At 69.1% G+C, this 24,345-nt stretch carries 24 protein-coding genes; 1 reads left to right on the top strand and 23 read right to left on the bottom strand.

Annotation, left to right across the window (positions count from 1 at the left end):
- The first annotated feature begins 28 nt into the window (after nt 1-28).
- Nucleotides 29-943 (top strand): tyrosine recombinase XerC, encoded by a 915-nt coding sequence (locus tag Pth03_RS36545; RefSeq protein WP_203949075.1) that lies wholly within the window; start codon nt 29-31, stop codon nt 941-943.
- Nucleotides 944-946: 3 nt separating this feature from the next.
- Here Pth03_RS36545 and Pth03_RS36540 read toward each other — a convergent pair whose 3' ends face one another.
- The 23 genes from Pth03_RS36540 to hutI all read right to left on the bottom strand — a co-directional run bounded on the left by Pth03_RS36540 (nt 947) and on the right by hutI (nt 24,310).
- Nucleotides 947-1,462 carry a murein hydrolase activator EnvC family protein gene (locus tag Pth03_RS36540; protein WP_203949061.1) on the bottom strand — a complete coding sequence of 172 codons (516 nt, stop codon included), beginning with the start codon at nt 1,460-1,462 and terminating at the stop codon, nt 947-949.
- A 69-nt stretch (nt 1,463-1,531) separates the two neighbouring features.
- A complete protein-coding gene (locus Pth03_RS36535) occupies nt 1,532-1,855 on the bottom strand; it encodes a DUF2469 domain-containing protein (RefSeq protein ID WP_012888569.1) in 324 nt (107 codons plus the stop codon).
- Between the two features lie 39 nt (nt 1,856-1,894).
- Nucleotides 1,895-2,620, bottom strand: a complete 726-nt coding sequence (locus tag Pth03_RS36530) for a ribonuclease HII (RefSeq protein WP_203949060.1) — start codon at nt 2,618-2,620, stop codon at nt 1,895-1,897.
- Between the two features lie 73 nt (nt 2,621-2,693).
- Complete coding sequence (lepB, locus tag Pth03_RS36525) at nt 2,694-3,518, bottom strand: signal peptidase I (protein WP_373318659.1); 825 nt, start codon at nt 3,516-3,518, stop codon at nt 2,694-2,696.
- Between the two features lie 164 nt (nt 3,519-3,682).
- Complete coding sequence (gene rplS, locus Pth03_RS36520; protein ID WP_203949059.1) at nt 3,683-4,045, bottom strand: 50S ribosomal protein L19; 363 nt, start codon at nt 4,043-4,045, stop codon at nt 3,683-3,685.
- Nucleotides 4,046-4,204: 159 nt separating this feature from the next.
- Nucleotides 4,205-5,041 carry a tRNA (guanosine(37)-N1)-methyltransferase TrmD gene (trmD, locus tag Pth03_RS36515; protein WP_203949058.1) on the bottom strand — a complete coding sequence of 279 codons (837 nt, stop codon included), beginning with the start codon at nt 5,039-5,041 and terminating at the stop codon, nt 4,205-4,207.
- 10 nt (nt 5,042-5,051) lie between these two features.
- Complete coding sequence (gene rimM / locus Pth03_RS36510; protein WP_203949057.1) at nt 5,052-5,570, bottom strand: ribosome maturation factor RimM; 519 nt, start codon at nt 5,568-5,570, stop codon at nt 5,052-5,054.
- Nucleotides 5,571-5,647: 77 nt separating this feature from the next.
- Nucleotides 5,648-5,890, bottom strand: a complete 243-nt coding sequence (locus Pth03_RS36505; RefSeq protein WP_203949056.1) for an RNA-binding protein — start codon at nt 5,888-5,890, stop codon at nt 5,648-5,650.
- A gap of 1 nt (nt 5,891) precedes the next feature.
- The gene (gene rpsP, locus Pth03_RS36500) at nt 5,892-6,338 is read right to left on the bottom strand and encodes a 30S ribosomal protein S16 (protein WP_203949055.1); all 447 of its coding nucleotides are present in this window, start codon (nt 6,336-6,338) and stop codon (nt 5,892-5,894) included.
- 218 nt (nt 6,339-6,556) lie between these two features.
- Nucleotides 6,557-8,086, bottom strand: coding sequence for a signal recognition particle protein (gene ffh / locus Pth03_RS36495; RefSeq protein WP_203949054.1), 1,530 nt, complete (start codon nt 8,084-8,086; stop codon nt 6,557-6,559).
- A 153-nt stretch (nt 8,087-8,239) separates the two neighbouring features.
- Nucleotides 8,240-8,803 carry a GTP-binding protein gene (locus Pth03_RS36490; RefSeq protein ID WP_203949073.1) on the bottom strand — a complete coding sequence of 188 codons (564 nt, stop codon included), beginning with the start codon at nt 8,801-8,803 and terminating at the stop codon, nt 8,240-8,242.
- A 7-nt stretch (nt 8,804-8,810) separates the two neighbouring features.
- Entirely contained in the window at nt 8,811-9,221 is a 411-nt protein-coding gene (locus Pth03_RS36485) for a DUF742 domain-containing protein (RefSeq protein WP_203949053.1), read from the bottom strand.
- 147 nt (nt 9,222-9,368) lie between these two features.
- A complete protein-coding gene (locus tag Pth03_RS36480; RefSeq protein WP_275413274.1) occupies nt 9,369-9,791 on the bottom strand; it encodes a roadblock/LC7 domain-containing protein in 423 nt (140 codons plus the stop codon).
- The gene (locus Pth03_RS36475) at nt 9,788-12,829 is read right to left on the bottom strand and encodes a sensor histidine kinase (protein WP_239119641.1); all 3,042 of its coding nucleotides are present in this window, start codon (nt 12,827-12,829) and stop codon (nt 9,788-9,790) included. Before Pth03_RS36475 ends, Pth03_RS36480 begins: the two co-directional genes overlap by 4 nt.
- Nucleotides 12,830-13,146: 317 nt before the next feature.
- Entirely contained in the window at nt 13,147-13,728 is a 582-nt protein-coding gene (locus Pth03_RS36470) for a GTP-binding protein (protein ID WP_373318658.1), read from the bottom strand.
- Nucleotides 13,709-14,068 carry a DUF742 domain-containing protein gene (locus Pth03_RS36465; RefSeq protein ID WP_203949052.1) on the bottom strand — a complete coding sequence of 120 codons (360 nt, stop codon included), beginning with the start codon at nt 14,066-14,068 and terminating at the stop codon, nt 13,709-13,711. The genes Pth03_RS36470 and Pth03_RS36465 overlap by 20 nt, the downstream gene beginning before the upstream one ends.
- 18 nt (nt 14,069-14,086) lie before the next feature.
- A complete protein-coding gene (locus Pth03_RS36460) occupies nt 14,087-14,506 on the bottom strand; it encodes a roadblock/LC7 domain-containing protein (RefSeq protein ID WP_203949051.1) in 420 nt (139 codons plus the stop codon).
- Nucleotides 14,503-17,385 (bottom strand): sensor histidine kinase, encoded by a 2,883-nt coding sequence (locus Pth03_RS36455; RefSeq protein WP_203949050.1) that lies wholly within the window; start codon nt 17,383-17,385, stop codon nt 14,503-14,505. Before Pth03_RS36455 ends, Pth03_RS36460 begins: the two co-directional genes overlap by 4 nt.
- Nucleotides 17,386-17,627: 242 nt before the next feature.
- Nucleotides 17,628-19,940: a [protein-PII] uridylyltransferase gene (locus tag Pth03_RS36450; RefSeq protein WP_239119640.1), complete on the bottom strand. Its 2,313-nt coding sequence runs from the start codon at nt 19,938-19,940 to the stop codon at nt 17,628-17,630.
- A 4-nt stretch (nt 19,941-19,944) separates the two neighbouring features.
- The gene (locus tag Pth03_RS36445) at nt 19,945-20,283 is read right to left on the bottom strand and encodes a P-II family nitrogen regulator (protein WP_185055126.1); all 339 of its coding nucleotides are present in this window, start codon (nt 20,281-20,283) and stop codon (nt 19,945-19,947) included.
- A complete protein-coding gene (locus Pth03_RS36440) occupies nt 20,280-21,590 on the bottom strand; it encodes an ammonium transporter (RefSeq protein WP_203949049.1) in 1,311 nt (436 codons plus the stop codon). Before Pth03_RS36440 ends, Pth03_RS36445 begins: the two co-directional genes overlap by 4 nt.
- A 347-nt stretch (nt 21,591-21,937) precedes the next feature.
- Nucleotides 21,938-22,873: a sigma-70 family RNA polymerase sigma factor gene (locus Pth03_RS36435; protein ID WP_203949048.1), complete on the bottom strand. Its 936-nt coding sequence runs from the start codon at nt 22,871-22,873 to the stop codon at nt 21,938-21,940.
- Between the two features lie 228 nt (nt 22,874-23,101).
- On the bottom strand, nt 23,102-24,310 hold the full coding sequence (gene hutI, locus Pth03_RS36430) for an imidazolonepropionase (protein WP_203949068.1): 1,209 nt from the start codon (nt 24,308-24,310) through the stop codon (nt 23,102-23,104).
- Nucleotides 24,311-24,345 lie beyond the last annotated feature (35 nt).

Genomic DNA, 24,345 nt, shown 5'->3' with positions numbered 1-24,345 from the left:
GCTCGCCGCTGCGCTTAGCATGACGACCATGACCGGCGGCATCGAAAGCGGGGAGACGGCGGAAGCCGTCCTGTCCTTGTTCGAGCGGCATCTGCGGCTGGAACGGGACCTGTCGGCACACACCATCCGGGCTTATGTCGGGGACGTCACCGCGCTCCTGGAGCATCTCCAGGCAGCCGGGCACACAGGTCTGGACGCTCTCGACATCACCGTCCTGCGCGACTGGCTCGGAGACCAGCACCAGGCAGGGCGCTCCCGTGCCACGCTGGCGCGACGCACCGCGTGCGCCCGGGTCTTCACCGCCTTCTGCCACCGGCGCGGCTGGCTGGCCGCCGACCCCGGTCTGCTCCTGGGCACCGCCAAGTCGGGCCGGTCCCTGCCCGCCGTGCTCGACCAGTCCGAGGCCGAGGCCGTGTTGTCCCTCGACGGGCCCGGCGATCCCAAAGACCTCCGCGACCGGGCGATCATGGAGATCCTGTACGCCACGGGCATCCGGGTGGGCGAGTTGTGCGGGCTCGACGTGGACGACGTCGACCGTGAGCGCACGACGCTGCGCGTCCTCGGCAAGGGCCGCAAGGAGCGGACGGTGCCCTTTGGCCTGCCTGCGCTCCACGCCCTCGACGCCTGGTGCGTGCGCGGACGCCCGTTGTGGATCAGGGACGGCACCGGCCCGGCGCTGTTCCTGGGGGTCCGCGGCGGCCGGATCGACCAGGGCACGGTTCGCAGGGTGGTCCATGCCCGCCTGGCCCAAGCCGAGGCCCCGGACATGGGCCCGCACGGCCTGCGCCACACGGCCGCGACGCACATGCTGGAGGGCGGTGCCGATCTGCGGAGCGTCCAGGAGATGCTCGGCCACGCCTCGCTCGCCACCACGCAGGTCTACACGCACGTCTCCATCGACCGGCTCCGCAGCGCCTATCGGCAGGCGCATCCCCGCGCCTGACGCTCACTCGCGTTGGGCGGGCCACATGGGCAGCAGCCTGACCTGACCCGCTCCGAACAGGGCGAGCGGATCACGGTAGACATCTCCCCACAGCAGTCCCCAGTGCAGACACGCCTCGCGGCAATGGCCCTTCTCGCCGCCGAGGACGCCGATGGCCTGCCCGGCCGTCACCGCCTGGCCTTGCCGTACCACGGGCCGGACCGGCAGGTAGGTGGTCCGCAACCCGTCCGCGTGCAGAATCGTCACGACTCCCCGCCCGCCGATCGGGCCGGCGAACCCGACTGTGCCGGGCCCCGCCGCCCGGACCTCCGTTCCCGGGCGTGCCGCGAGATCGACGCCCCGGTGCCCGGCCAGCCAGCGCTGAGCGGGCGGGTCGAAACGCCTGACCACCTCTGGGGCGCCTGGGATCGGCCACCGCCACCCGCCCCCGTCAGCCCGTGCGGCACCAGGACCGGCGGCCACCATGGAGATCACGAAGACGAGCAGAACGGCATGAGCACAGATCGCGGTACGGCGCATGCCCACAAGGCTGGGGCAGGAACCGCAAGGAAAAGCCGCCGAACGCCGTTCTGTGGACGACGACGGCCGTCAGTTGGAGAAGCCCTCCTTGGGCATCTCCAGATCAGGCTTGGCCAATTCTTCGACGTTGACGTCCTTGAACGTCACGACACGAACGTTCTTGACGAACCGCGCCGGGCGATACATGTCCCAGACCCAGGCGTCCTGCATCTTCACGTCGAAGAAGACATCGCCGTTCTCCGCCGTACGCACGTCGAGATCCACCGAATTGGTCAGGTAGAAACGCCGCTCCGTCTCGACGACGTACGTGAACAACCCGACCACGTCGCGGTACTCCCGGTAGAGCTGCAGCTCCATCTCGGTCTCGTACTTTTCGAGATCCTCCGCGCTCATCCCGGTCCTCCTCTTCCGCTCCCCGTCGAAATCGTCCTTTCAGACGACACCGGCCCGTACCTCATTCTCGCGCATGTCCCCATCCTGCCTGGACCACGGGCTCGCATCCCGGATCCGCGCGCCACGAGTCACCCTCGCCACCGTCACGAACGAGAACCGATGATGCCGTGTCGGTCCGTGAACGCCCAAAGCCCGCCGATGGCCTGGCGTGACGTACCCCTTGTGCTCGTTGAAGCCGTACTCGGGGTGCACATCGTGCAAGGCGTGCATCATGCGATCCCTCGTCACTTTGGCCACGATCGACGCCGCCGCCACACACGCCGCGACCTGGTCGCCCTTCCACACCGCAAGCGACGGCACGGCCAGGCCCGGCACGGGAAACCCGTCGATCAGCACATAACCGGGGTCGATCTCCAGGCCGGCGACGGCGCGGCGCATGCCGGCGATGTTGCACTTGTGAAGCCCACGCGAGTCGATCTCACCGGGCGGGATCACCACGATGCTGACCGCCCTCGCCACCGCGACGATCCGCTCGTACATGCTTTCGCGTACGGCCTCAGTGAGGAGCTTGGAATCGGTCAGGCCGTCGATGTCACGGCCGAGGACGACCGCCGCCACGACAAGCGGGCCTGCGCACGCACCGCGCCCGGCCTCGTCCACCCCGGCGATCGGCGTGAACCCTCGCCGCGCGAGGGCCCGCTCGTAGCCGTAGAGTCCCGAATCCCGCCGAACGACACTGGGACGCGGGCGATACACAGCTGTCATGACGACAAGCAGATTACGCCCCATTCGGCCCTTGCGATACGGCTGGACGACCCCGATCGGCCCGGCCCGCAGGTCAGCGCCTCATCATCCGCCGCCGCAACGCTATGAGCGGAACTGCGCCCGCGAATCCCGCGACCAGCGGCACGGCTCCGGCGGCCGCATGGAGGGCGGGCTGGGCGAACGTCTGTGGAATCGGCAGAATCCCGGCCCGGCCGAACGGCCACACGATCACGAACGCGCGGCCGATCACCTTGTCGATGGGTATGGTCCCCCCGCCGGGATCTTCCTGGTGCGCCCGGGAGTCCAGCGAAACCGACCGGTGATCGCCCATCACCCAGAGCCGGCCGGGAGGCACGGTCACCTGGAAGGGTCCGGGCAGCGGAGAGCCCGGCCTGTCACCCGGATAGAGATACGACGACTCGTCGAGCGGCGTGCCGTTCACGGTGATCCGGCCGGACGCGTCGCAGCACTTGACCTTGTCGCCGGGAACGCCGATGACCCTCTTGATGTAGTCCTTCTCGCCGGGAACCACACCGAACGCGTTGCCGACCCAGCGGAAGAACCCGGCGATCGGGTTCGACGGCGCCCCCAACTGGATCTCGGGGTCCCAGGAGTCGACTCCGTTGAAGACCACGACGTCGCCGCGCTCGATGTCGCGCACGCGGTAGACGAGCTTGTTGACGAGCACCCTGTCGTTCTTGAGCAGGGTGTTCTCCATGGACTCCGACGGAATGTAGAAGGCCTGCACGACGAACGACTTGATGAGGAGAGCCAAAAGCAGGGCGGCCACGATCAGAACCGGCAGCTCCCGCCAGAACGAGCCCTTCTTCACTTCGTCGCCCCGCTGGGCCTGCTGGGTGTCTTCCGCGACCACGTCCACCCCGTCCTCGGCAGGAATGCGCACGTCCGGCCCTGCCCCTCGTCGGTCATCGGAGCCGAGCCTAGATGATGCGTCTGCCGATCACAGGCGGTGACACGGTCGGCGTCCGGGCATCCCCGGCAAAAGAAAAGGGCCCGTGCCACCGGGCACGGGCCGCTGTTCCTCGCCTTCGAGGCGGACGCCTACTTCGCGGGCACCGCTTCGCGCTTCTCGCGGATACGGGCGGCCTTGCCGCGCAGGTCGCGCATGTAGTACAGCTTCGCCCTGCGGACGTCACCGCGGGTGACCACGGTGATCTTCTCGATCACCGGGCTGTGGACCGGGAAGGTGCGCTCGACGCCGACGCCGTAGCTGACCTTGCGAACGGTGAACGTCTCACGGACGCCACCCCCCTGGCGGCGCAGGACGAATCCCTTGAACACCTGGATACGGGACCGGTTGCCCTCGACGACGCGGACGTGGACCTCCAGCGTGTCACCGGGGCGGAACGCCGGTATGTCGCTACGGAGAGCGGCCTTCTCGAGCTCCTGGATCTGCGTGTGCATGGCAGCGGTTCCTCTTGACATGGGCACGCGGAGGTCCACCCGGCCGATCCGGAGAAGGTTCGACACCGAGGGGGACACGCGCGCTTGGCTTGATACGTCTTGATTGCGAGACCGGGTCCGACCCGGTCGGCCGCCGGATGGAAAATCGGCAGCAGCGATTCAGTTTGCCATATCTTCCGGCCCTGCGCGAAACGTGTCGCCGGAAGGCTTCGCCTCTTTGCCGGCCTTCAGCTCCTCGATGACCTTGCGGTCGTAGGCGTCGAGGGTGGCGGGATCGAGCCTGGAGGCCAGCTCGGGCCTCTTCTCCAGCGTACGGCGCAGCGCCTCGTCGCGGCGCCAGCGGGCGATCTTGCCGTGGTGGCCGGACAGGAGAACCTCCGGCACCTCGTGGCCGCGCCAGACGGGGGGCTTGGTGTAGACGGGCCCTTCGAGCAGATTGGCCATCACACCTGGGGCGAAGGAGTCGTCGGTGACCGAGCGGGCGTTGCCGAGCACGCCCGGCAGGAGGCGGGCGACGGCCTCGATCATCACGAGCACGGCGGCCTCCCCTCCCGCCAGCACGTAGTCGCCGATGCCGACCTCGTCGACCCGGAGGCGGGAGCCGTACTCGGCCATGACCCGCGAGTCGATGCCCTCGTAGCGTGCGGGCGCGAACAGGAGCCACGGCTCCTCGGCGTATTCCAGCGCCACTTCCTGGGTGAACGGCCGACCGCTCGGCGTCGGCACGATCATCCTGGGCTCACCGGGCACGCCGCGTTCCGCCAGCGCGGCGGCCACGACGGCGTCGATCGCCTCGCCCCAGATCTCGGGCTTCATCACCATGCCGGGGCCGCCGCCGTACGGGGTGTCGTCGACGGTCTTGTGCACATCGTGGGTCCAGTCGCGGAGCTGGTGCAACCGGATGTCGAGGATGCCGCGTTCCCTCGCCTTGCCCATGAGGGAGACGTCGAGAGGCGCGAAATACTCCGGGAAGATCGAGATGATGTCGACGCGCATGGCCGGGCCCCTACTCCGCCTTGCCGAGGTCGAGCAGGCCGGGCGGCGCGTCGACGACGAGCACGCCCCGGCCGAGGTCGATCTCGGGCACCAGCGCCTTGACGAACGGCACGTAGATCTCGTCCTTGGACATGCTCCGGACGACCAGCAGGTCCTGACCGTGGTGGAGGACGTTGGTGACCTCCCCCACCGGCTCGCCCTCGGTCGTCACGACGCTGAGGCCGACGAGCTCGTGGTCGTGGAACTCGTCCGGGTCGTCCAGCGGCGGGATGTCGGCGGAGTCGACGACCAGCATGGTGCCGCGCAGTTCCTCGGCGGCGTCACGGTCGCCGATCCCGGCGAGGGCGAGCAGGAGGACGCCGGTGTGCCAGCGGGCACGCTCGACGACGAGCGGTCCCGCGTCCGCCGGATCGGTGGCCAGCGCCGTACCGGGGGCGAAACGCAGCTCTGGATCATCGGTGCGCACCTCGACCGTCACCTCGCCCCGCACCCCGTGCGGGCGGCCGATCCTGCCCACGACTAGCTGCACTTCTCGCCTTCCTCCCGAAAGCACGTCGGGGGACCCTCGAGCGAGGGCCCCCCGATCGTGCGACTTGACTCAGCGGCTCAGCGAGCCTCGTCCAGATCGACCAGGTCGACCCGTACATATTTGCCGTCGGCCAAAGCGGTGATCACCGTGCGAAGCGCCTTGGCCGTACGGCCATTGCGCCCGATCACCTTGCCGAGATCCTCAGGATGTACCCGGACCTCGAGGACGCGTCCGGTGCGGATGCGCCGGCCGCGGACCCGAACGTCTCCGGGATGCTCGACGATGCCCTTGACCAGGTGCTCGAGGGCTTCCTCGAGCACCTCAGGACTCGCTTTCCGGCTTCTCCTCGGCGGCGGGCGCCTCGGCGGTCTCTTCGGCCTTCGCCGGCTTCTTGGCCTTCTTCGGCGTGGTGGCGGCGGCGTCGGCGGCAAGCGACTCCTTCGCCGCGGCCTCGTAGGCGGCGTGACGGTCGGCCTTCGGCTCGGCGACCAGGAGCGGGGCCGGCGCGGCCTCGCCCTTAAACTTCTGCCAGTCGCCCGTCAGCTTGAAGAGCTTCAGCACCGGATCGGTCGGCTGCGCGCCGACGCCCAGCCAGTACTGCGCCCGCTCGGAGTCGACCTCGATGCGCGAGGGGTTCTCCTTCGGGTGGTACAGGCCGATCTCCTCGATCGCCCGGCCGTCACGCTTGGTGCGGCTGTCGGCGACGACGATGCGGTACTGCGGGTTGCGGATCATTCCGAGCCGCTTGAGCTTGATCTTGACTGCCACGGGTGTGGTCTCTCCTGCTTCAGAGCGTGGGTGAGCGGTGTCTCATCGAGTGGGGCACGATGGGAGCCCGCCCGAGGGACAGGCGCGACCGGCGGGGGTGAGAGGGCACCCGCCTTAGTCACGGTGTTCCAGCTTGACATTCTGCCAGACGACCGAAGGTGCTCGGCCAATCACCGCCGCCGGAACACCGACGTTTTCGTCACGTTCCCGGTTCTGGCCTAGTTCTGGCCCGGCAGCTTGAGCTTGGACGGGTCGAAACCCGGCGGCAGCTGGAGGTTTCCGAGCACTCCGCCGCGCGGCGGAGTCGCCTCGTCGCCGCCGCCCGCGCCCGCTCCGGCCTTGGGCAGGCCCGCCTTGCGGGGGTCGCCGCTCACCCGGCGACCCTTCTTGGCCTTCTGTGCCTTCTGCGCCTTGCCGCGGCCGCCCGGCATCCCGGGAATGCCCATGCCCTGGCTCATCCGCTTCATCATCTTCTGCGCTTCGAAGAAGCGGATCACGAGGTTGTTCACCTCGGTGACGCTCACCCCGGAGCCGCCCGCGATGCGGGCCCGCCGCGAGCCGTTGATGATCTTCGGGTCCTGCCGCTCGCCCGGCGTCATCGAGCGGATGATCGCGGCGACGCGGTCCAGGTCCCGGTCGTCGACCTGGTTGAGCTGGTCACGCATCTGCCCCATGCCGGGCATCATGCCGAGCAGGTTCTTGATGGGGCCCATCTTGCGGACCATCATCATCTGCTCGAGGAAGTCGTCGAGCGTGAAACCATCTCCGGCGACGAGCTTCTCCGCCATCTTGGCGGCCTGCTGCTCGTCGAACGTCTTCTGCGCCTGCTCGATCAGGGTGAGGATGTCACCCATGTCGAGGATCCGGCCCGCCATGCGGTCGGGGTGGAAGGCGTCGAAGTCCTCGAGCTTCTCACCGGTGGACGCGAACATGATCGGACGGCCGGTGACGTGCCGTACGGAAAGGGCGGCGCCGCCGCGGGCGTCGCCGTCGAGCTTGGTGAGGACGACGCCGTCGAAGCCGACCCCGTCCATGAACGCCTGCGCGGTGCTGACGGCGTCCTGGCCGATCATGGCGTCGACGACGAACAGGACCTCGTCCGGCGTGACCGCGTCCCTGATGTCGGCGGCCTGCCGCATCAACTCCTGGTCGATGCCCAGGCGGCCGGCGGTGTCCACGATGACGATGTCGTGCTGCTGCCGTCTGGCGTGGTCGATGGACTGGCGGGCGACCGCGACCGGGTCGCCGACGCCGTTGCCGGGCTCGGGCGCGTAGACCGCCACCCCGGCCCGCTCGGCCACGACCGACAACTGCTGGACCGCGTTGGGACGCTGAAGGTCGGCGGCGACGAGCAGGGGGGCGTGCCCCTGGTCGCGCAGCCACTTGGCCAGCTTTCCGGCGAGCGTCGTCTTACCGGAGCCCTGGAGACCGGCGAGCATCACGACGGTCGGCGGCGTCTTGGCATAGCGCAGCCGCCGGGTCTCACCGCCGAGGATCTCGATCAGCTCGTCATTGACGATCTTGACGACCTGCTGGGCGGGATTCAGCGCCCCGGAGACCTCCGCGCCGCGGGCTCGCTCCTTGACCCGGGCCACGAAGTCCTTGACGACCGGCAGCGCGACGTCGGCCTCGAGCAACGCGATGCGGATCTCGCGGCATGTCGCGTCGATGTCGGCGTCGGAAAGCCTGCCTTTGGACCGAAGGGAGGAAAAGACCGAAGTCAGCCGGTCGGAAAGCGTCTCGAACACGTGATTGGCCAGCCTCGAAGCAAATGGACGGTCGGTGGACTAAACGTCGCGCCCCCCAGCCTATCCGCCCGTACGGCCTGCGCGCCCGAGCCGCCGCGGCGACGGGGCGCGACACCGTACGCGGTGGCGGTCCCACCGCTCATGCGGAAGCGATTACTGAGCTCGCCGGTCGGGGACCGCGACCCGCATGGTCAGAGCGTGTTCCACAAGGGTGATCAGCGTGCTCTTGACCGAGTCGCGGTTACGGGCGTCGGTCCGCACGATCGGGATGTTGGGCGACAGGGTCAACGCCTCCCGCACCTCGTTCTCAGTGTGCGAGTGCTGCCCGTCGAAACCGTTCAGCCCGACGACGAACGGAAGCTGGGCCTCCTCGAAATAGTCGACCGCGGGGAAGCTGTCGGCCAGCCGCCGCGTGTCCACCAGCACGACGGCGCCGATCGCACCGCGCACGAGGTCGTCCCACATGAACCAGAACCGGTGCTGACCAGGGGTTCCGAACAAATAAAGGATCAAATCCTGGTCCAAAGACACACGGCCGAAGTCCATCGCGACGGTCGTCGTGGTCTTGTGCGGGACCAGCCCGACGTCGTCGATTCCCGCCGACGCGTCGGTCATCACCGCTTCCGTCGTCAACGGCACGATCTCCGACACCGCCCCGACGAAGGTCGTCTTGCCCACACCGAAACCACCGGCGACGACGATCTTCGTCGAAGTCAGCCCGCGGCTAGAGCCTGCGAAGTCCACTGAGCACCCTTTCCAGCAAGTTCAGATCCGGCTTGCCCGCCTCCAGCTGAGGCTGGTGGATGTGCACCAGCCCTTCCGCCGCCATGTCACCGATGACCACCCGCACCACACCCAGCGGCATCTGCAGGAGAGCAGAGATCTCCGCCACCGACCGGACCTGGCGGCACAACGAGCTGATCGCCTGGCGTTCGGGCGTGAGGGTGGACAGATCCTGGTGTATCGACGTCGCGGAGGAGACGAGTGCCTCCATGGCGAGTTGGACACGCGGTGCCGTACGCCCTCCGGTAACGGCATAGGGACGCACCAGAGAGCTGCGCTCGGCCGGAGCCGGAGCGGCAGCGGGGGGTTGCACCGGGTTCGTGCCGCCGTAGTACCGGTGGGCGTCGTCCACCGGCGGATATGGCTCATTGCTCCAGCCGCCGCCTGCCACAACGTCCTCCTGACCTGCTCGTGCTCGCTCGGGAACTCACTGACCCCCTGGACGTCTCGCTTCCGGGACGGCTGGACCGCCCCCAGCTCGACCGCTCCGGACCGCTTGTCACCTCGGGTGCGACGCCTGAAGTTCGGCGCGCACCGCAGGCGTCAGCACCTGACCCGCACGCTCCACCAGCAACGTCATCTGATACGCCACCAGACCCATGTCCGAGTCGGCCGCGGCGAGTACGGCCAGGCAGGACCCGTCGCTGATCGACATGATCAGGAGCAGGCCCCGCTGCATCTCGACCACGGTCTGCGTCACAGGGCCACCCTCGAAGACCCGGGACGCTCCCTGCGTGAGGCTGATCAGGCCGGCCGCGACCGCCGCCAGCTGGTCGGCCCGGTCCTTGGGGAAGCCGTCAGAGTACGCCAGCGGCAGACCGTCGGCCGACACCACCACCGTGTGCGCAACTCCGGGTACGTTGTTGACGAAATCGGTGATCAACCAGTTGATGCCGCGTGCGGCCTGGCTCATTTCCCTCATCTGTCCTCCTTAGTGTCCTGGGCACCGGTTTCGCCCAGTGGCACCGCCCCGGGGTAGCCCATTTCCTCGTTGGCATCGCCTCTGGCGACCGCCCGCCCCTGTCGTACTCCCTGCTGGAAGCTGGAGAGTCTGCTGCGCACCCGGTCGGGAGAGACCACGGGCGGCGGGGCGGTCACGGGCGCCGCGGCCGACTCGCTCGGCGCGGCTGCGGCGGTCGCCGAGCCGGGCACGAGGTTGGCCTTGGGCACCCGCTTCGGCAGGCCGGACGAGGTCACTCCACCGAGGGCCGGCTCGCTGGCCGCCTGGGCCTTCTTCCAGCCGGCGTCGATCGGGGAGGACCACGCCTTCGTCTCCGGCTCACCGTCGGAATCTGTCTTGTCCGCGGGCGTGTCGACCTTTTTGAACCAGTCGGACTCCACCGCCGCGAAGATCGGCAAGAACTCCTCCTCGGCCTCCATGGGCGAGGTCCGCACGACGGGAAGCGGACCGGTGTTGTCGACGTCCGAGTCGAACAGCCCACGGCCCGGCCGCGCCGGCCAGCCTCCGCTGTTCTCCTGGCGGGAGTTCGGCCACGACGTGCTGCCCGGCGGGGGCAGTTGCCCCGGCCACGGCGTGTCGACGGGGGCCTCCCCCGGCCTGGCCTGCCCAAAAGTGTTCGGCTCGAAGGCGCTCCTGTCGAAGGCTCCGGAGTCGAACGGGTTACGTGCGAACGGATCGAGATCCGGCCCGCGCTCGAACGGCGAGGGATCGAACGGGTCCCGCGCGAACGGGTCCGACCCGATCTCGGCGGACGTCGAGTCGAAGGGGTTGCGGAAGGTCTCGAACGGGCCCCGCTCGAACGTGCTGCCGGCGCGGGCGGCCACTCCGGGCTCGTCGGCGCCGAAGACCGGTGTGCGGGGCATCGCCTCGAAAGGCGTGGGGCTGGCCAGCGCGGGAGCGCCCACCGACTGGCTGCCGAACGAGGAGGCGCCGATCTGCCCGGTTCCCACCGTGGGCATGGGGCTGGTCATCTCAGGCTGCGGCACGCCCGGGAACGCGGCGCCCGCGTTGGCGAGCAGCGATTCGGGCAGCAGGACCATGGCCGTCAGGCCACCCGGCTCCTGCTTGCGCATCTGCACCCGGATGCCGTGGCGCAGCGCGAGCCGGCCGACCACGAACAGGCCCATGCGGCGCGACACCGACACGTCCACGACCGGCGGGTTGGCGAGGCGGTAGTTGGTCTGGGCGAGCTCCTCGGCCGACATTCCGATGCCCTGGTCGGTGACCGAGATGATCAGGCCGCCGCCGTCCATGCGGCTGCTGGAGACAGTGACCTTGGTCTCGCCCGAGGAGAACGCGATGGCGTTCTCGACCAGCTCGGCGACCAGGTGGACCACGTCGTTGACGGCCTGTCCGACGACCGACTGCCCGCCCTGCACCTGGATGTCGACTCGCTCGTAGTTCTCGACCTCGGAGAGGGAGGCGCGCACGACGTCGACGACCGGCACCGGCTGGCCCCACCGGCGTGCGGGCTCCTGCCCGGCGAGAACCAGGAGGTTCTCACTGTTGCGGCGCATGCGGGTGGCCAAGTGGTCGAGCTTGAAGAGGTTGCCGAGCCGCTGCTCGTCCTGCTCACCCTGCTCCAGGCCGTCGATCAGCGAGAGCTGCCGCTCCACGAGCGTCTGCGTGCGGCGGGAGAGGTTGACGAACATCGAGTTGACGTTGCTGCGCAGCCGGGCCTCGTCGCCGGCCAGCCGGATGGCCTCCCGGTGGACCTCGTCGAAGGCCCGGGCGACTTCACCGATCTCGTCGCGGGCGACGACGCCGATCGGGGCGATTTCGGGAACCTCGGCGGCCTCACCGGCCTCCCGCAGCCTCTGCACCGTGTCCGGCAGCCGGTGCCCGGCGATCTCCAGGGCCTCCCGGCGCAGCCGGCGCAGCGGGCGGACCAGCGAACGGGCGACGCCGGTGGTGAAGAGCAGGACCGCGATCAGCAGGACGCCGACGGCGATTCCGACGATGATCGCGCGCTGTTGCTCGTCGTCCTTCAGCGATGCGCTGCGGTTCACGATCTCAGAGGTCAGCGTGGTCTCGACCTGTCGCATCCGGTCGATCGGCTGCGACACCGCGTCGAACCATTCGCGCGTCTCGTCGCGCGTGGTGTGGTCGAGTTCCTGGAGCGGCTGGCCGGCGTTGGCCCGGTCGAGCACAAGGGTGCGCAGGAACTCGGCCTGGTCGACCTTGTTTCCTGTGACGGTCGAGTCGTAGATCGCCCGTTCCGCGGTCGTCGCGTTCTTCCGGAAGGTGGCCAGATCGCTGTTCTCCGCGGACACGGCACCGAGGAAGTCCTGGAGCTGGCTCTGGTCGAAGCGGCCGACGGGCAGGACGGTGGCGAGCAGGCCGCGCTGGACGGACAGGTTCTCCTTGGCCTTGGCGAGCGCGGAGAGGGTCACCGCCATCGAGGCGAGCTGGTCGTCCTGGGTGCCCTTGGCGAGCTCGTCCTGCAGGGTGATGAGGTCCTCGATGACGAGGGAGTACTGCGTGATGATCGCGCCCGGCAGGAGGTTCTCCTTGACGGCCTGCTGCCGGAGCGGTTCGAGGCTGTCGAGCTTGCCGATGATGTGGTCGATCTCGTCACCGGCCCGGCCGCTGATCCTCGGCCGGAGGTCCGTCGCCAGCTGCCTGACCGACGCGGCGGCCTTGTCGGCCTTCGCGATCTGAGTGGTGACGGTCGCCGTGGACCTCTCCGTACGGCCGATGCTGGCGCTCCACGCAGCGCGGTCGCGCTCGGCCTGGAGCTCCTGGGTGAGCCCGCCGACGCCGGCCACGAGGGTGGCGAGATCGTTGATCTGCTGGTAATCGGCGGCCGTGTTGACCGAGGTGAGCACCCGCAACCCGCCGAGCAGCAAAGCCGCCAGCGTCGGGACGAGGATCAGGGCGACCAGCCGGGACCGCACACGCCAGTTCCGCAACCGGAAGCGACTGCCGTCCCCGGGCTCGCGCTCAGCCGTGACACCGGTCCTGGGGCCCTGGTCACTCCGGGGGTCTTTGGTCCTCACAGGCTTTCGAACCTCTCGCCGTATGTGCGCGCGGTGGGAAGTCTCCACGAGTGTGACAGACGAGACACCAGAGACTTCCCGCGGGCGAGGGTAATTGCAGCACACCGACACCAGCGAGGCCAACCGAACACCCGTGCCGAAATAGCCTAAAGGGGGAGCTGTATGGCGTTAATTGGTCAAATATCAGGCTGTCTTTATTAGCAAATTGTGCCCCGCCGGTGAGCCCCTCACTCCTCCCAAAGCAAAAGAGGGGCGGCACCCGGAACAGGTGCCGCCCCTCTCATGCCTCCGCCGCGCGGAGTTCGCCCATAGGCCGCTCAGGCCCTCCCATATGCAGCACGAACTGTGAGAACGTACTCCACCAAACTGATGAGTGTTGTTTTCACGGCATCACGCGAACGCGCGTCGGTGCGCACAACGGGAACGTGAGGCGCCAGGGAAAGCGCCTCGCGCACTTCGTCCTCCGTGTGGAGGAAACTGCCGTCCCAGCCGTTCATCGCCACCAAGAAGGGAAGCTGTGCCTCTTCGAAGTAGTCGATCGCCGGGAAGCAGTCGGCCAGCCGGCGGCTGTCGACCAGCACCACGGCCCCGATGGCGCCTCGGACGAGGTCGTCCCACATGAACCAGAACCGGTGCTGACCCGGCGTGCCGAACAGGTAGAGGATCAGGTCCTGGTCCAACGAGAGGCGGCCGAAGTCCATGGCGACGGTCGTCGTCGTCTTGTTCGGCGTGAGGCCGAGGTCCTCGATGCCCGCGCTCGCGTCGGTCATCACGGCTTCGGTCGTCAGGGGAAGGATCTCCGAGACGGCCCCGACGAAAGTCGTCTTCCCCACGCCGAAACCGCCCGCCACGACGATCTTCGTCGAGGTCAGACCACGACTAGAGCCTGCGTAGTCCACTGAGCACCCTTTCGAGCAGGTTGAGGTCTGGCTGTCCTTGGCTGAGCTGCGGCATGTGCAGCCGGACCAGACCCTCGTCGGCCATGTCGGCGATGAGCACACGGGCCACGCCGAGCGGGACCCGCAGCAACGCCGAGATCTCCGCGACCGATCGTATGGAACGACACAACATCATGATCGACTCTTGCTCGGGAGTGAGCAGAGAGTATTCATCGCTCATCAAGGTCACCGATGATACGAGCGTTTCCATCGCCATGTGGTAACGCGGCTCAGAACGCCCACCGGTGACGGCGTAGGGACGGAACAGAGGCTCATCCTCTGTCCCGTCACCGCCGCGCATGCCTCTCTCCTGACGTGCTCATCGGCGCGACACCTGAAGCTCGGCGCGCAGCGCCGGGGTGAGCACCTGACCCGCCCGCTCCACGAGCAGGGTCATCTGGTAGGCGACCAGCCCCATGTCACAGTCAGGGGCGGCCAGCACGGTCAGGCACGAGCCGTCGCTGATCGCCATGACCAGCAGCAGCCCACGCTGCATCTCCACGACCGTCTGCGTCACCGGCCCGCCTTCGAACACCCGGGAGGCGCCCGTTGTGAGGCTGAGCAGACCGGCGGCCACCGCCGCCAGCTGGTCGGCACGGTCCGGCGGGAAGCCCTCCGATTGGGCCAGACGCAGACCGTCCGCCGACACCACCACCGCGTGCGCGACTCCCGGGGTGGAGCCCACGAACTCAGTGATCAGCCAGTCGAATCTGCGTGCTTCCACGCTGAGCTCAGTCACGAGCCCTCCTCCTCATTACGCGACCCTTCGGCGCTTCCGCCGGCCAAATCGGCACGGCCGCGCCGTACACCCTTTTGCAAACTGGAAAGACGGTTGCGTACCTCATCCGCCGACACGGGGGGTCGTGGCGCGACGGACGGGGTTTCCGCGCCCACCGAACCAGGCACCAGGTTGGCCTTGGGAGTCCGCTTCGGCAGGCCGGCCGAGGTGACCCCACCCTGCGACGGGTCCTTGGCGATGCCGGCCGCCTTCTCGAAACCGCTGTCCGCGCGCGACCACCACGTGCCCTGGGGCGGAGTCGCCTCCGTACGGCCCGCGGGAGCGGGCGTGCCGAGCGGTCCCGTGCCCGTGCCCGGAACCGCGGCCGCCGCGTCCTGCTCAGGACGGCTCGGGGGCGGCGGGGTGCCGGTCGTGGGACGGCGGAACCAGGCGGACTCCACGGAAGCGAAGATAGGCAGGTACTCGTCGCCGCGCTCCAGCGGGGCGTCCTCCACAGCCGGCAGGGGACCCGTCGCCGCGCCCGGCTCCGCGATGGGGAAGGCGCCGGAGTGCTCGGTGAAGGTCGGCCTGCCCGTCGGCGGCGCCGCGGGCGGGAGGCCGCCGGGGACGTCCCTGATCGGCGGGAAGCTCGCCGTCGTCTCCCCCGGAGAGACCGGAGATGCCGGAGCCGCCGGAGGACTCGGAGGCATCGACGGCGCGGAGGGCGCGCCGAACGGGGAGAAGACTCCCGTTCCCGCGTCGGACAGCGCTCCAGCGCTCGCGCCCACGGTCGGCGCGGTCGCACCGCCGTCCCGGCTCAGCGCCGACCGGCGGGTGGGCAGCCCGTTGGGAGGAGGCGGCGTCGTGGGCGGCTCCCAGGGAGAGAACGACCCCGGGCCCTCGTTCGCCGTCGGCGCTCCCCAGGGCTGGAAACCTCCCGTGGCCGTCGCACCGCCGCGCGACGGCTGGTCCCCGAAGGTGCCCGAGCCGATGCCGACGCCGACGGGGTCGGGGCGGGCCGTGGCGACCTGGTCCGCGTTCGAGATCATCTCGGCGGGGAAGAGCACCATCGCGATCATGCCGCTCTGGTCGCCCTTACGCAGTTGCACGCGGATGCCGTGGCGCAGCGCGAGGCGGCCGACCACGAACAGGCCCATGCGCCGCGACACCGACACGTCGACGGTCGGCGGCTCGGCCAGGCGCTGGTTGATGTCCACCAGCTCCTCGGGCGTCATGCCGATGCCGGCGTCACTGACGCCCAGCATGACCGCCCCGCCCTCGACCGGGCTGCTCGACACGATGACGCGGGTGTTGCGCGGCGAGAACGCGATGGCGTTCTCGACCAGCTCGGCGACCAGGTGGACCACGTCGTTGGCGGCGTGGCCGGCGATCGCGATGCTGCGGTGCACCTTGACGCTGACGCGCTCGTAGTCCTCGATCTCCGACAGGGACGCGCGGACGACGTCGACCAGGCGGGCCGGCTGGCTCCGCTTGCGCGCGGGCTCGTGGCCGGCGAGAACCAGGAGGTTCTCACTGTTACGGCGCATGCGGGTGGCCAGGTGGTCGAGCTTGAAGAGGTCGGACAGGCGCTGGCCGTCCTCCTCACCGCGCTCCAGACCGTCGATCAGGGCGATCTGCCGTTCCACCAGCGTCTGCGTGCGGCGAGACAGGTTGACGAACATCGAGTTGACGTTCGCCCGCAGTCGCGACTCCTCGGCGGCGAGCCTGACGGCCTGACGGTGGACCTCGTCGAAGGCCTGAGCCACTTCACCGATCTCGTCCTGCGTGCCGACGGCGATCGGCCGGACCTGCGGCTCCTTGCCGACCTCGTCCGACTCGCGCATCCTGCGGACCATGTCGGGCAGCCGCAGACCCGCGATCTCCAGTGCCTCGGCCCGGAGCCGCCGCAGGGGGCGCACCATCGACCGCGCGATCAGCACGGTGGTGGCGAGGACGAGGAGGAGAAGGGCCAGGATGAGGCCACCCGTGATCAGCACGTTGCGCTGTTCCGTCGACTGCAGCTGCCGCGCCCGGTCGAGCACGGACGCCGACACCTCGTGCTCCACGATGACCATCTGGTTGATGGCCTTCGTGCTGTGCTGGAACCAGCGCGTCAGGATCTGCCCGCGGCCGCGATAACCGTTCAGCGTCGAGTTCTGCGTCGCGAGCGTGATCGCCCATCCCTTGGTCAGCTCGGCGTCGACGACGTCCTGGTCGGCCAGCAGCGTCCCCAGCTTCTTGCCTTCTGCGGGGTCGACTTCCGTGATGAAGTCGTCGACGTCGGCCTGCTGCCTCGACTGTGAGGCGATGAAGTCCTTCACCTCGAAGGACAGGAAGGTCTGGTTGCGCTCTCGCAGCTCCTGGGTGAGCATCTCGCGCTGCTGCGACGCCTCCTCCTTGGCGTGCGCGAGCGCGCTCAGCGCCCGGGCGTCGCCGACGACCTCGGGGTCGTCGCTGTTTTGCCCGAGCTCGTCGTGCAGCCGCAGGAGGGTGGCGATCAGGTTGTCGTAGGAGTCGACCGAAGCCTGGGACCGAATGTCGGCAAGGCCCTCGAGGCTGGTCAGCGCCTGCTTCGCGTCCTGCGACGCACGTACTCCGAAACTGGAGTCGATCTCTTTGAGGTCCGCGGTGACTCCGCCGACCAGACCATCGACGGCCGCCCGCTGCTGTGCGCGGGTCAGCTGATGCTTGCCGTCGATGTTGATTTTGCTCTTGGGGGATCCCCATGCGGTGATGTCGCGCTCAAGGCCCAGCTGCTGGGTGAGGTCGCGCAGCCGTACGGAGTACTCCGCGGACTGCCTCACCTGCTGGTACCCGCTGAGGCTGTCGATCGAGCCCACAACGCGGATGCCGGCAAGTAGCACGGCCACCAGTGTGGGGGCGACGATAAGGGCCGTCACCCGCGTGGGCACCCGCCAGCTTCGCGGCGCGAAACGACTAGACCGCGCGTGTTTCTCGGTTTTGGACTGCTCCGTGCTCACCGGCCCCGCCATCTTTCGGCATGTCTTCATGCGTCTGAACAGCATGAAGTTACATAGCTATACAGGCGGGGACAATTCGACCACAAGCTCACTGGCCAAGATGGCCGTACGCAGGCTGGCTCACCCAATTGTTACCAACAGGAAAGCCGACCGACGCCGACTCATCTCAGTGCGGCCAGAACCTGCTCCCTCACCTGAGCCCGTTGGTGTTCGTCCATGATCGGGCGACCTGTCCGGTCTGCCACATAGAACACATCTACGGCCTCTGCGCCCAGAGTCTCCACACGTGCCGCCATGACGTCAAGCCCGCACTCGCCGAACGCCCGGCCGATCTTCCACAGCAGTCCCGGCCTGTCGTGCGCGCGCACCTCGACGACGGTCGCCGTATTGGACGCGTCGTCCACCAGCGTGACCCTTGGCGGCGCCACCGGCACGCGCGGCGGCCGCATCGATCTCGTCCGTCTGGCCAGCCTGGCCTCGATGTCCAGCCGCCCCGCGAGCACGAGGCGCAGATCCGCCTCAAGCGTCGCCGGATCGGGTGGCGAGCCGTATTCGGGGACCACGACGAACTCGATCACCGCGGTGGAGCCGGCTGAGGCGGCCGAGGCCGACCGCACGACCATCCGATGCGCCGCGAGCACGCCGGCCGCCCGCCACAACAGCCCCGGCCGGTCGGGTGCGACCACGGTGACGGCGCCCCTGTTGACGCGTACGGCGCCGCCGCCGTGGCGGGCGAGCGCCGCCTGCTCCGGCGACAACACGGGAGCGGGCGGAGGAGGCGTGCCGGACAGCACCGACCTGACCCTGCGGACCAGGTCGGACACGAGGGACGCCTTCCAGGAGTTCCATGCGGCGGGGCCCGTGGCGTTGCCGTCGGCGACCGCGAGCGCCGCGAGCAACTCCAGGACCTCGCGGGAGCCGACGGCCTCGGCCACCCGGGCGATCGTCACGGGATCGTCGAGGTCGCGGCGGGTCGCGGTCTCCGGAAGCAACAGGTGGTGGCGCACGACGGTCGCGACGATCTCCACGTCGGCGGGGGGAAGGCCGATCCTGGCGCCGATGTCACGTGCCACGACCTCCCCGGTCGTGGAGTGGTCGCCCGGCCAGCCCTTCCCGATGTCGTGCAGGAAGGCGGAGATCAGCAGCAGGTCGGGCCGGGCGACCTCGCGGGTGAACGAGGCGGCCCCCGCGGCGGCCTCGATCAGGTGCCTGTCGACCGTGTAGCGATGCACGGGGTTGCGCTGCGGGCGGTGCCGTACGCGCTCCCAGTCGGGGATCAGGCGCACCAGGATGCCCGCCTGGTCCAGTTCCTCCAGCACCGGCACGGCGGCGCGGCCCGCACCGAGCAGCGCGACCAGAGCCCCGCGGGCGTCGTCCGGCCAGGGCACATCGAGCGGCGGAGACTGCGAGGCCAGCACCGAGACCGTCGCCGGCGCGAGCGGCAGGCCTGCCTCCGCGGCGGCGGCCGCGGCGCGCAGCACCAGCGTGGGATCCTTGCGCGGGGTCACGCCCCGGGCCAGCACGACTTCGCCGCCGTGCTCCACGACCCCGTCGGCGAGCGGGCGCCTGCCGCGCGGCGCGGGACCCGACAGCAGCCGGTCGACGGTGCGCCACGTGGAGTCGAACGCGTGAGAGATCGTCCGGCCCGCTTCCGCGAGGCGGCGCATCAGCGCCTCGGCGTCGAGCAGGCCGAGGGTCCCGGCGACGGCGTCCTGCTCCTGCAGCACGAGCCGGTCGGCGCCGCGTGCGGTGACCAGATGCAGCCCGTGCCGGATGTCCAGCAGGAACTCGTACGCCTCCCGGACCCGTGGGCCGGGCGCGGAGGCCACCCAGGCGGCGGCGACGGCCTGCATCGCCTGCACGTCCCTGATGCCGCCTCTGGCGTCCTTGAGATCGGGTTCGAGCAGGAAGGCCAGCTCGCCGCTGGACTCGGCCCGCTTGTCGGCCGCGATCCGCAGCTCGGCCAGCCTGCGCCGGGAGTCGGCGCGCCACTCGGCGAGCACCGCCTCGCGGGCGGCCCGCGTCAGCTCCGGGTCTCCGACGACGTGACGGGCCTGGATCAGCCCGAGGACGGCCTTGAGATCCTCTCGCGCGACCTTGACGGCCTCGTCGACCGTACGGACCGAATGGTCGAGGCCGACTCCGGAATCCCAGATGGGATACCAGATGCGGTCCGCGATGCGCGCGACGTCATCGCGGCCGTTGTGCAGAAGAACCAGGTCGAGATCGCTGCCCGGGGCGAGTTCGCCCCGCCCCAGGCTGCCGACGGCGACGAGGGCGACCCCGCCGGCCCCGTTGGGACCCGCGGCGTCGCGCCCGTCGGGGGGCCCGCCCTTGTGACCTGGTCCGCTCCGTCCTTCACGCGCGTACGGCTGTGCGCCCGCGGTGCGGAACAGATCGGTCAGCCACCTGTCGATGTCCGCGACCCGATCTTTCCGGGCCGAGGCGAACGAGCGAGCTTCCCCCCTCATCATCCGGTTACAGCGCCTCTGGCCCGCGTTCACCGGTGCGGACCCGGACGACCGTGTCCACCGGGACGGACCAGACCTTGCCGTCGCCGATCTTGCCGGTCTGGGCCGCCTTCACGATCACGTCGATGACGTCCTCGGCGTCCTCTTCCTCGGCCAGGACCTCGAGGCGGACCTTGGGCACCAGGTCGACCTGGTACTCGGCGCCGCGGTACACCTCGGTGTGGCCGCGCTGCCGGCCGTAGCCGCTGGCCTCGCTCACCGTCATGCCCTTGATGCCGAACTGCTCCAGGGCCGCCTTGACGTCGTCGAGCTTGAAGGGCTTGATCACAGCCGTGATGAGTCTCATGCGTCAACCTTCTTCGCCGCAGCGGGGACGGGCCCGTTGACGGAGGCCACCCCCGAGGAGTGGACGGTGCCGAGGTCGTACCCGGTCTCGGCGTGGGTCGTGATGTCGATGCCGGTGACCTCTTCTTCCTGGGAAACCCGGAAGCCGATGGTCTTGTCGATGATCTTGCCGATGATATAGGCGAGGACGAACGAGTAGAGGCCGACCACGACCGGGCCGAGTGCCTGGCGGCCCAGCTGCGTCCAGCCGCCTCCGTAGAAGAGGCCCTTCGCCTGTGGGTCGAGGAAGGGGTAGGCCGCGAGGAAACCGAGGGAGACGGCGCCGAGGGCACCGCCCACGAGGTGGACGCCGACCACGTCGAGGGAGTCGTCGAAGCCGAGCTTGTACTTGAGGCCCACGGCGTAGGCGCAGACCGCGCCCGCGATGGCGCCGATCACGATGGACGCCCACGGGTCGACGAAACCACAGGCGGGGGTGATCGCGACCAGACCGGCGACCGCGCCGGAGGCGACGCCCAGGGTGGTGGCGTGGCCGTCGCGGATCTTCTCCACGAGGATCCAGGCGCCGGCGGCGACGGCCGTGGCGATCTGGGTGTTCATGAAGGCGAGGCCGGCGGTGCCGTCGACGGCGAGCTCGGAGCCCGCGTTGAAGCCGAACCAGCCGAACCACAGGAGACCGACGCCGAGGAGGACAAGCGTGAGGTTGTGCGGCCGCATCGGCTCCTTGCGCCAGCCGACCCGCTTGCCGATCACCAGTGCCAACGCCAGACCTGCCGCACCGGCGTTCACGTGGACGACGGTTCCACCGGCGAAGTCCTCGATGCCGAGCTGGGTGAGCCAGCCGCCGCCCCACACCCAGTGCGCGACCGGGAAGTAGACGACCGTGGCCCAGACGACCGAGAAGATCACCCATGCACCGAACTTCGCCCGGTCCGCGATCGCGCCGCTGATCAGAGCCACCGTGATGATGGCGAACGTCAGCTGGAACGCGGAGAAGACCAGGCTCGGCATGCCGGTGCCGTCGTCCTTGGTCGCCGTGTCGACCAGGGACTGCAGACCGAATTCCTTGAGACCGCCGATGAACTTGTTCAGGGTCTCGTTACCGTTGGTGCCGAACGCGAACGCGTGACCGTAGATCACCCATGCGATCGTCACCGTGATGATGCTGACGAACGACATCATCATCATGTTCAGGACGCTCTTGGCCCTGGTCATGCCCCCGTAGAAGAACGCGAGGCCGGGAGTCATCAGCAACACCAGGGCGGTGGCTGTGATCATCCAGGCGGTGGTGCCGGTATCGATCTTCATCGACGCGGCCCTCCTTACACATTGCCGTATGGCCGGTTATCACTCCCGCAGTGGCGTTGTCCGGGGGCACCACCCCACCCACGCAAACTCTTCGCGGCTCAGAGTTTCCGCGGGCCCCGGGATCGGCCGGCCGGCGCACTGACGTTGGCGACAGCGTGTTCTTCCGCCGTTTCAGGCCAGGACCCTTCGTGTTTCACATCTGTGAAACACGGTGACCGAGTGTTACGTCGGCGTTTCGGACATCCTGAACAACGCAAAACGCGCACCCCTACGAGGTGCGCGTCGCGAAAAGACACGCCGGCATGCGTCGGGAAGGTTTCCGGCCCTCCCGGACGAGGCCGTATGGCTCAGGCGGCCGCGGTGGCCATCTTCCGCAGCCGAAGCAGAGCGTCACGTTCCAGGCGCCTGGCGCGGTCACGGCCGATGCCGTAGCGCTCCCCCACTTCGGTGAGCGTGTGCTCGCGCCCGTCGACGAGTCCGTAACGCCAGCGAAGCATCTCCCGCATCTGCCCCTCGAGCCCGGTCAGCCACTCCTCCAGACGCTCCTTCTCCAGCGTCGCCAGGGCCTGCTGCTCCGGGTCGGCCCAGGTGTCGTCCGCGATCATGTCGCCGAGCTCGGTCTCGTCCTCGTCGCCGACCCCCAGCTGAAGGGACACCGGGTCGGACGCCCAGCGGCGCAGTTCCTGGACCCGCTCGATCGGCAGGTCGAGCACCGCCGCGAGGTCGGCGTCGGTCGGCTCGGAGTCGAGTTCGGCCAGCATGTCCCTGCGCACCCGCATCAGGCGGGTCATCTGCTCACCCGCGTGGGTGGGCAGGCGCACCGGGCGCGCCTGCTCGTGGATCGACCGGCCCACCGACTGCCTGATCCACCACGTGGCATACGTCGAGAACTTGTACCCCCGCCGGTAGTCGAACTTCTCGACGGCGCGCACCAGGCCGAGGTTGCCCTCCTGGACGAGGTCGATCAGGGGCATCCCCCGCCCCGAGTACTTCCTCGCCACCGCGACGACCAGGCGCAGATTGGCCTGGATGAACTCGTCCTTGGCACGCCTTCCGGAGATCGCTATCCGTTCGAGCTCCTCATCGGCCGCGTCGGAGAACTTGGGCTCGACCCTTCCCCCGTCGAGCAGGTGCTCGGCCAGCAGCCCCGCCTCGATCCGCTTGGCGAGCTCCACCTCCTGCTCAGCGCTCAGCAAGGGCACCCGGCCGATCTCCGCCAGATAGGTCCCCAGAAGATCCCGTTCGGAAGCCTGCTGGTCCTGCGTCCGATTCCCCGTCGCCATTCGATGGCACCTCGTTCCGCCGCGCCGCAGTGTGCACCGTGTCAACCGGTCACCGAGGCCGAGTTCGCCGCGGTGAACACGGATTACTCGACTTCGACGTCCTGAAACCAACAACGGTTTATCCAGGGCAAAGATTCCCTAAATTAATACGTCCGCGGAATGGTTTCGGATTCATCCCTGAGGAGGATGTGATCCGCGAAAAAAGGCCGATTACCCCACTGAGCATGATCAAACGACGCGGCGGCCCGCCCGCCAGACCTGGGAGACCAGCGGCACCCCCGGGCGGTAGGCGAGATGCACGTAGGACGGCGCGTCCAGCATCACGAGATCGGCCTTCGCGCCCACACGCAGCGTGCCGACGTCGCGCCGCCGCAGCGCCTGTGCCCCACCGCGCGTGGCGGCCCGCACCGCCTCCGCCGGCGTCATCCGCATCTCCCGTACGGCCAGGGCTACGCAGAAGGGCATGGAGGTCGTGAACGAGGAGCCGGGGTTGCAGTCGGTGGCGAGCGCGACGGTGGCGCCGGCGTCGAGCAGCCGCCGGGCGTCCGGATAGGGCGAGCGGGTGGAGAACTCGGCGCCGGGCAGCAGCGTGGCGACCACTCCGCTGGACGCGAGCGCGGTCACGTCGTCGTCGCTCAGATGGGTGCAGTGGTCGGCCGAGGCGGCCCCCAGGTCGCAGGCGATGCGCACGCCCGGGCCCTCGCCGAGCTGGTTGGCGTGGATGCGGGCGTGCAAGCCCGACTTGATGCCCGCGCCGAGGATCTCCCTGCTCTGGTCCTCATCGAAGGCGCCGCGCTCGCAGAACACGTCGACCCATTTCGCGTGGGGTGCACAGGCGTCGAGCATCGGCCCGGTCACCGTGCGGACGTAGTCGTCGGCGGACGTGCCGGGAGGCACCACGTGGGCACCCAGGTAGGTCGTCTCGGGGGTGAACTGGCTGGCGATCTCCAGGCTGCGGCGCTCGCTGTCGACCGTCAGGCCGTAACCGCTCTTGATCTCGAAGGTGGTCGTGCCCTGCGCGGTCATCTCGGTGACCAGCGCGGCGGTGGTGGCGACGAGCTCGGGGACGCTCGCCTCGCGCGTGGCGGCGACCGTGGTGGCGATGCCTCCCGCCGAATAGCGCTCCCCCGCCATCCGGGCGGCGAACTCGGCCGTGCGGTCGCCCGCGAAGACGAGGTGGGCGTGACTGTCCACGAAGCCGGGGATGACGGCGCGGCCCTCCGCGTCGATCCGGGCGTCGGCGGCGGGGGCGGTGGCCGACCTGCCGATCCAGCGCACGACGCCGTCTTCCATGACCAGGGCGGCGTCCTCGATCTCCTCGCGGAACGGGTCGGCTGTGAACAGCAGTCCGATCCCGTCGACCAGCGTCGACCTCCCCGATGACTCCACTGTTGATCCCACCGCTGATCCCACCGCTGATCCCACCGCTGACCTCATCGTCTTCGGTTCCACGCTCTCCGTATCCTCGCCAG

Source organism: Planotetraspora thailandica, from assembly GCF_016863335.1.
Taxonomy (GTDB): Bacteria; Actinomycetota; Actinomycetes; order Streptosporangiales; family Streptosporangiaceae; genus Planotetraspora; species Planotetraspora thailandica.
Note: the sequence above shows the minus strand (reverse complement) of the source record. Positions and strands in the feature narration are given on the sequence as shown.

Bases quoted from the DNA above. Each gene is read 5' to 3' on its own strand.
- Pth03_RS36545 (WP_203949075.1), top strand. From the start codon at position 29: ATGACCGGCGGCATCGAAAGCGGGGAGACGGCGGAAGCCGTCCTGTCC.
- Pth03_RS36540 (WP_203949061.1), bottom strand. From the start codon at position 1,462: ATGCGCCGTACCGCGATCTGTGCTCATGCCGTTCTGCTCGTCTTCGTG.
- Pth03_RS36535 (WP_012888569.1), bottom strand. From the start codon at position 1,855: ATGAGCGCGGAGGATCTCGAAAAGTACGAGACCGAGATGGAGCTGCAG.
- Pth03_RS36530 (WP_203949060.1), bottom strand. From the start codon at position 2,620: ATGACAGCTGTGTATCGCCCGCGTCCCAGTGTCGTTCGGCGGGATTCG.
- rplS (WP_203949059.1), bottom strand. From the start codon at position 4,045: ATGCACACGCAGATCCAGGAGCTCGAGAAGGCCGCTCTCCGTAGCGAC.
- trmD (WP_203949058.1), bottom strand. From the start codon at position 5,041: ATGCGCGTCGACATCATCTCGATCTTCCCGGAGTATTTCGCGCCTCTC.
- Pth03_RS36480 (WP_275413274.1), bottom strand. From the start codon at position 9,791: ATGAGGGAAATGAGCCAGGCCGCACGCGGCATCAACTGGTTGATCACC.
- Pth03_RS36465 (WP_203949052.1), bottom strand. From the start codon at position 14,068: ATGCGCGGCGGTGACGGGACAGAGGATGAGCCTCTGTTCCGTCCCTAC.
- Pth03_RS36450 (WP_239119640.1), bottom strand. From the start codon at position 19,940: ATGATGAGGGGGGAAGCTCGCTCGTTCGCCTCGGCCCGGAAAGATCGG.
- Pth03_RS36445 (WP_185055126.1), bottom strand. From the start codon at position 20,283: ATGAGACTCATCACGGCTGTGATCAAGCCCTTCAAGCTCGACGACGTC.
- Pth03_RS36440 (WP_203949049.1), bottom strand. From the start codon at position 21,590: ATGAAGATCGATACCGGCACCACCGCCTGGATGATCACAGCCACCGCC.
- Pth03_RS36435 (WP_203949048.1), bottom strand. From the start codon at position 22,873: ATGGCGACGGGGAATCGGACGCAGGACCAGCAGGCTTCCGAACGGGAT.
- hutI (WP_203949068.1), bottom strand. From the start codon at position 24,310: ATGAGGTCAGCGGTGGGATCAGCGGTGGGATCAGCGGTGGGATCAACA.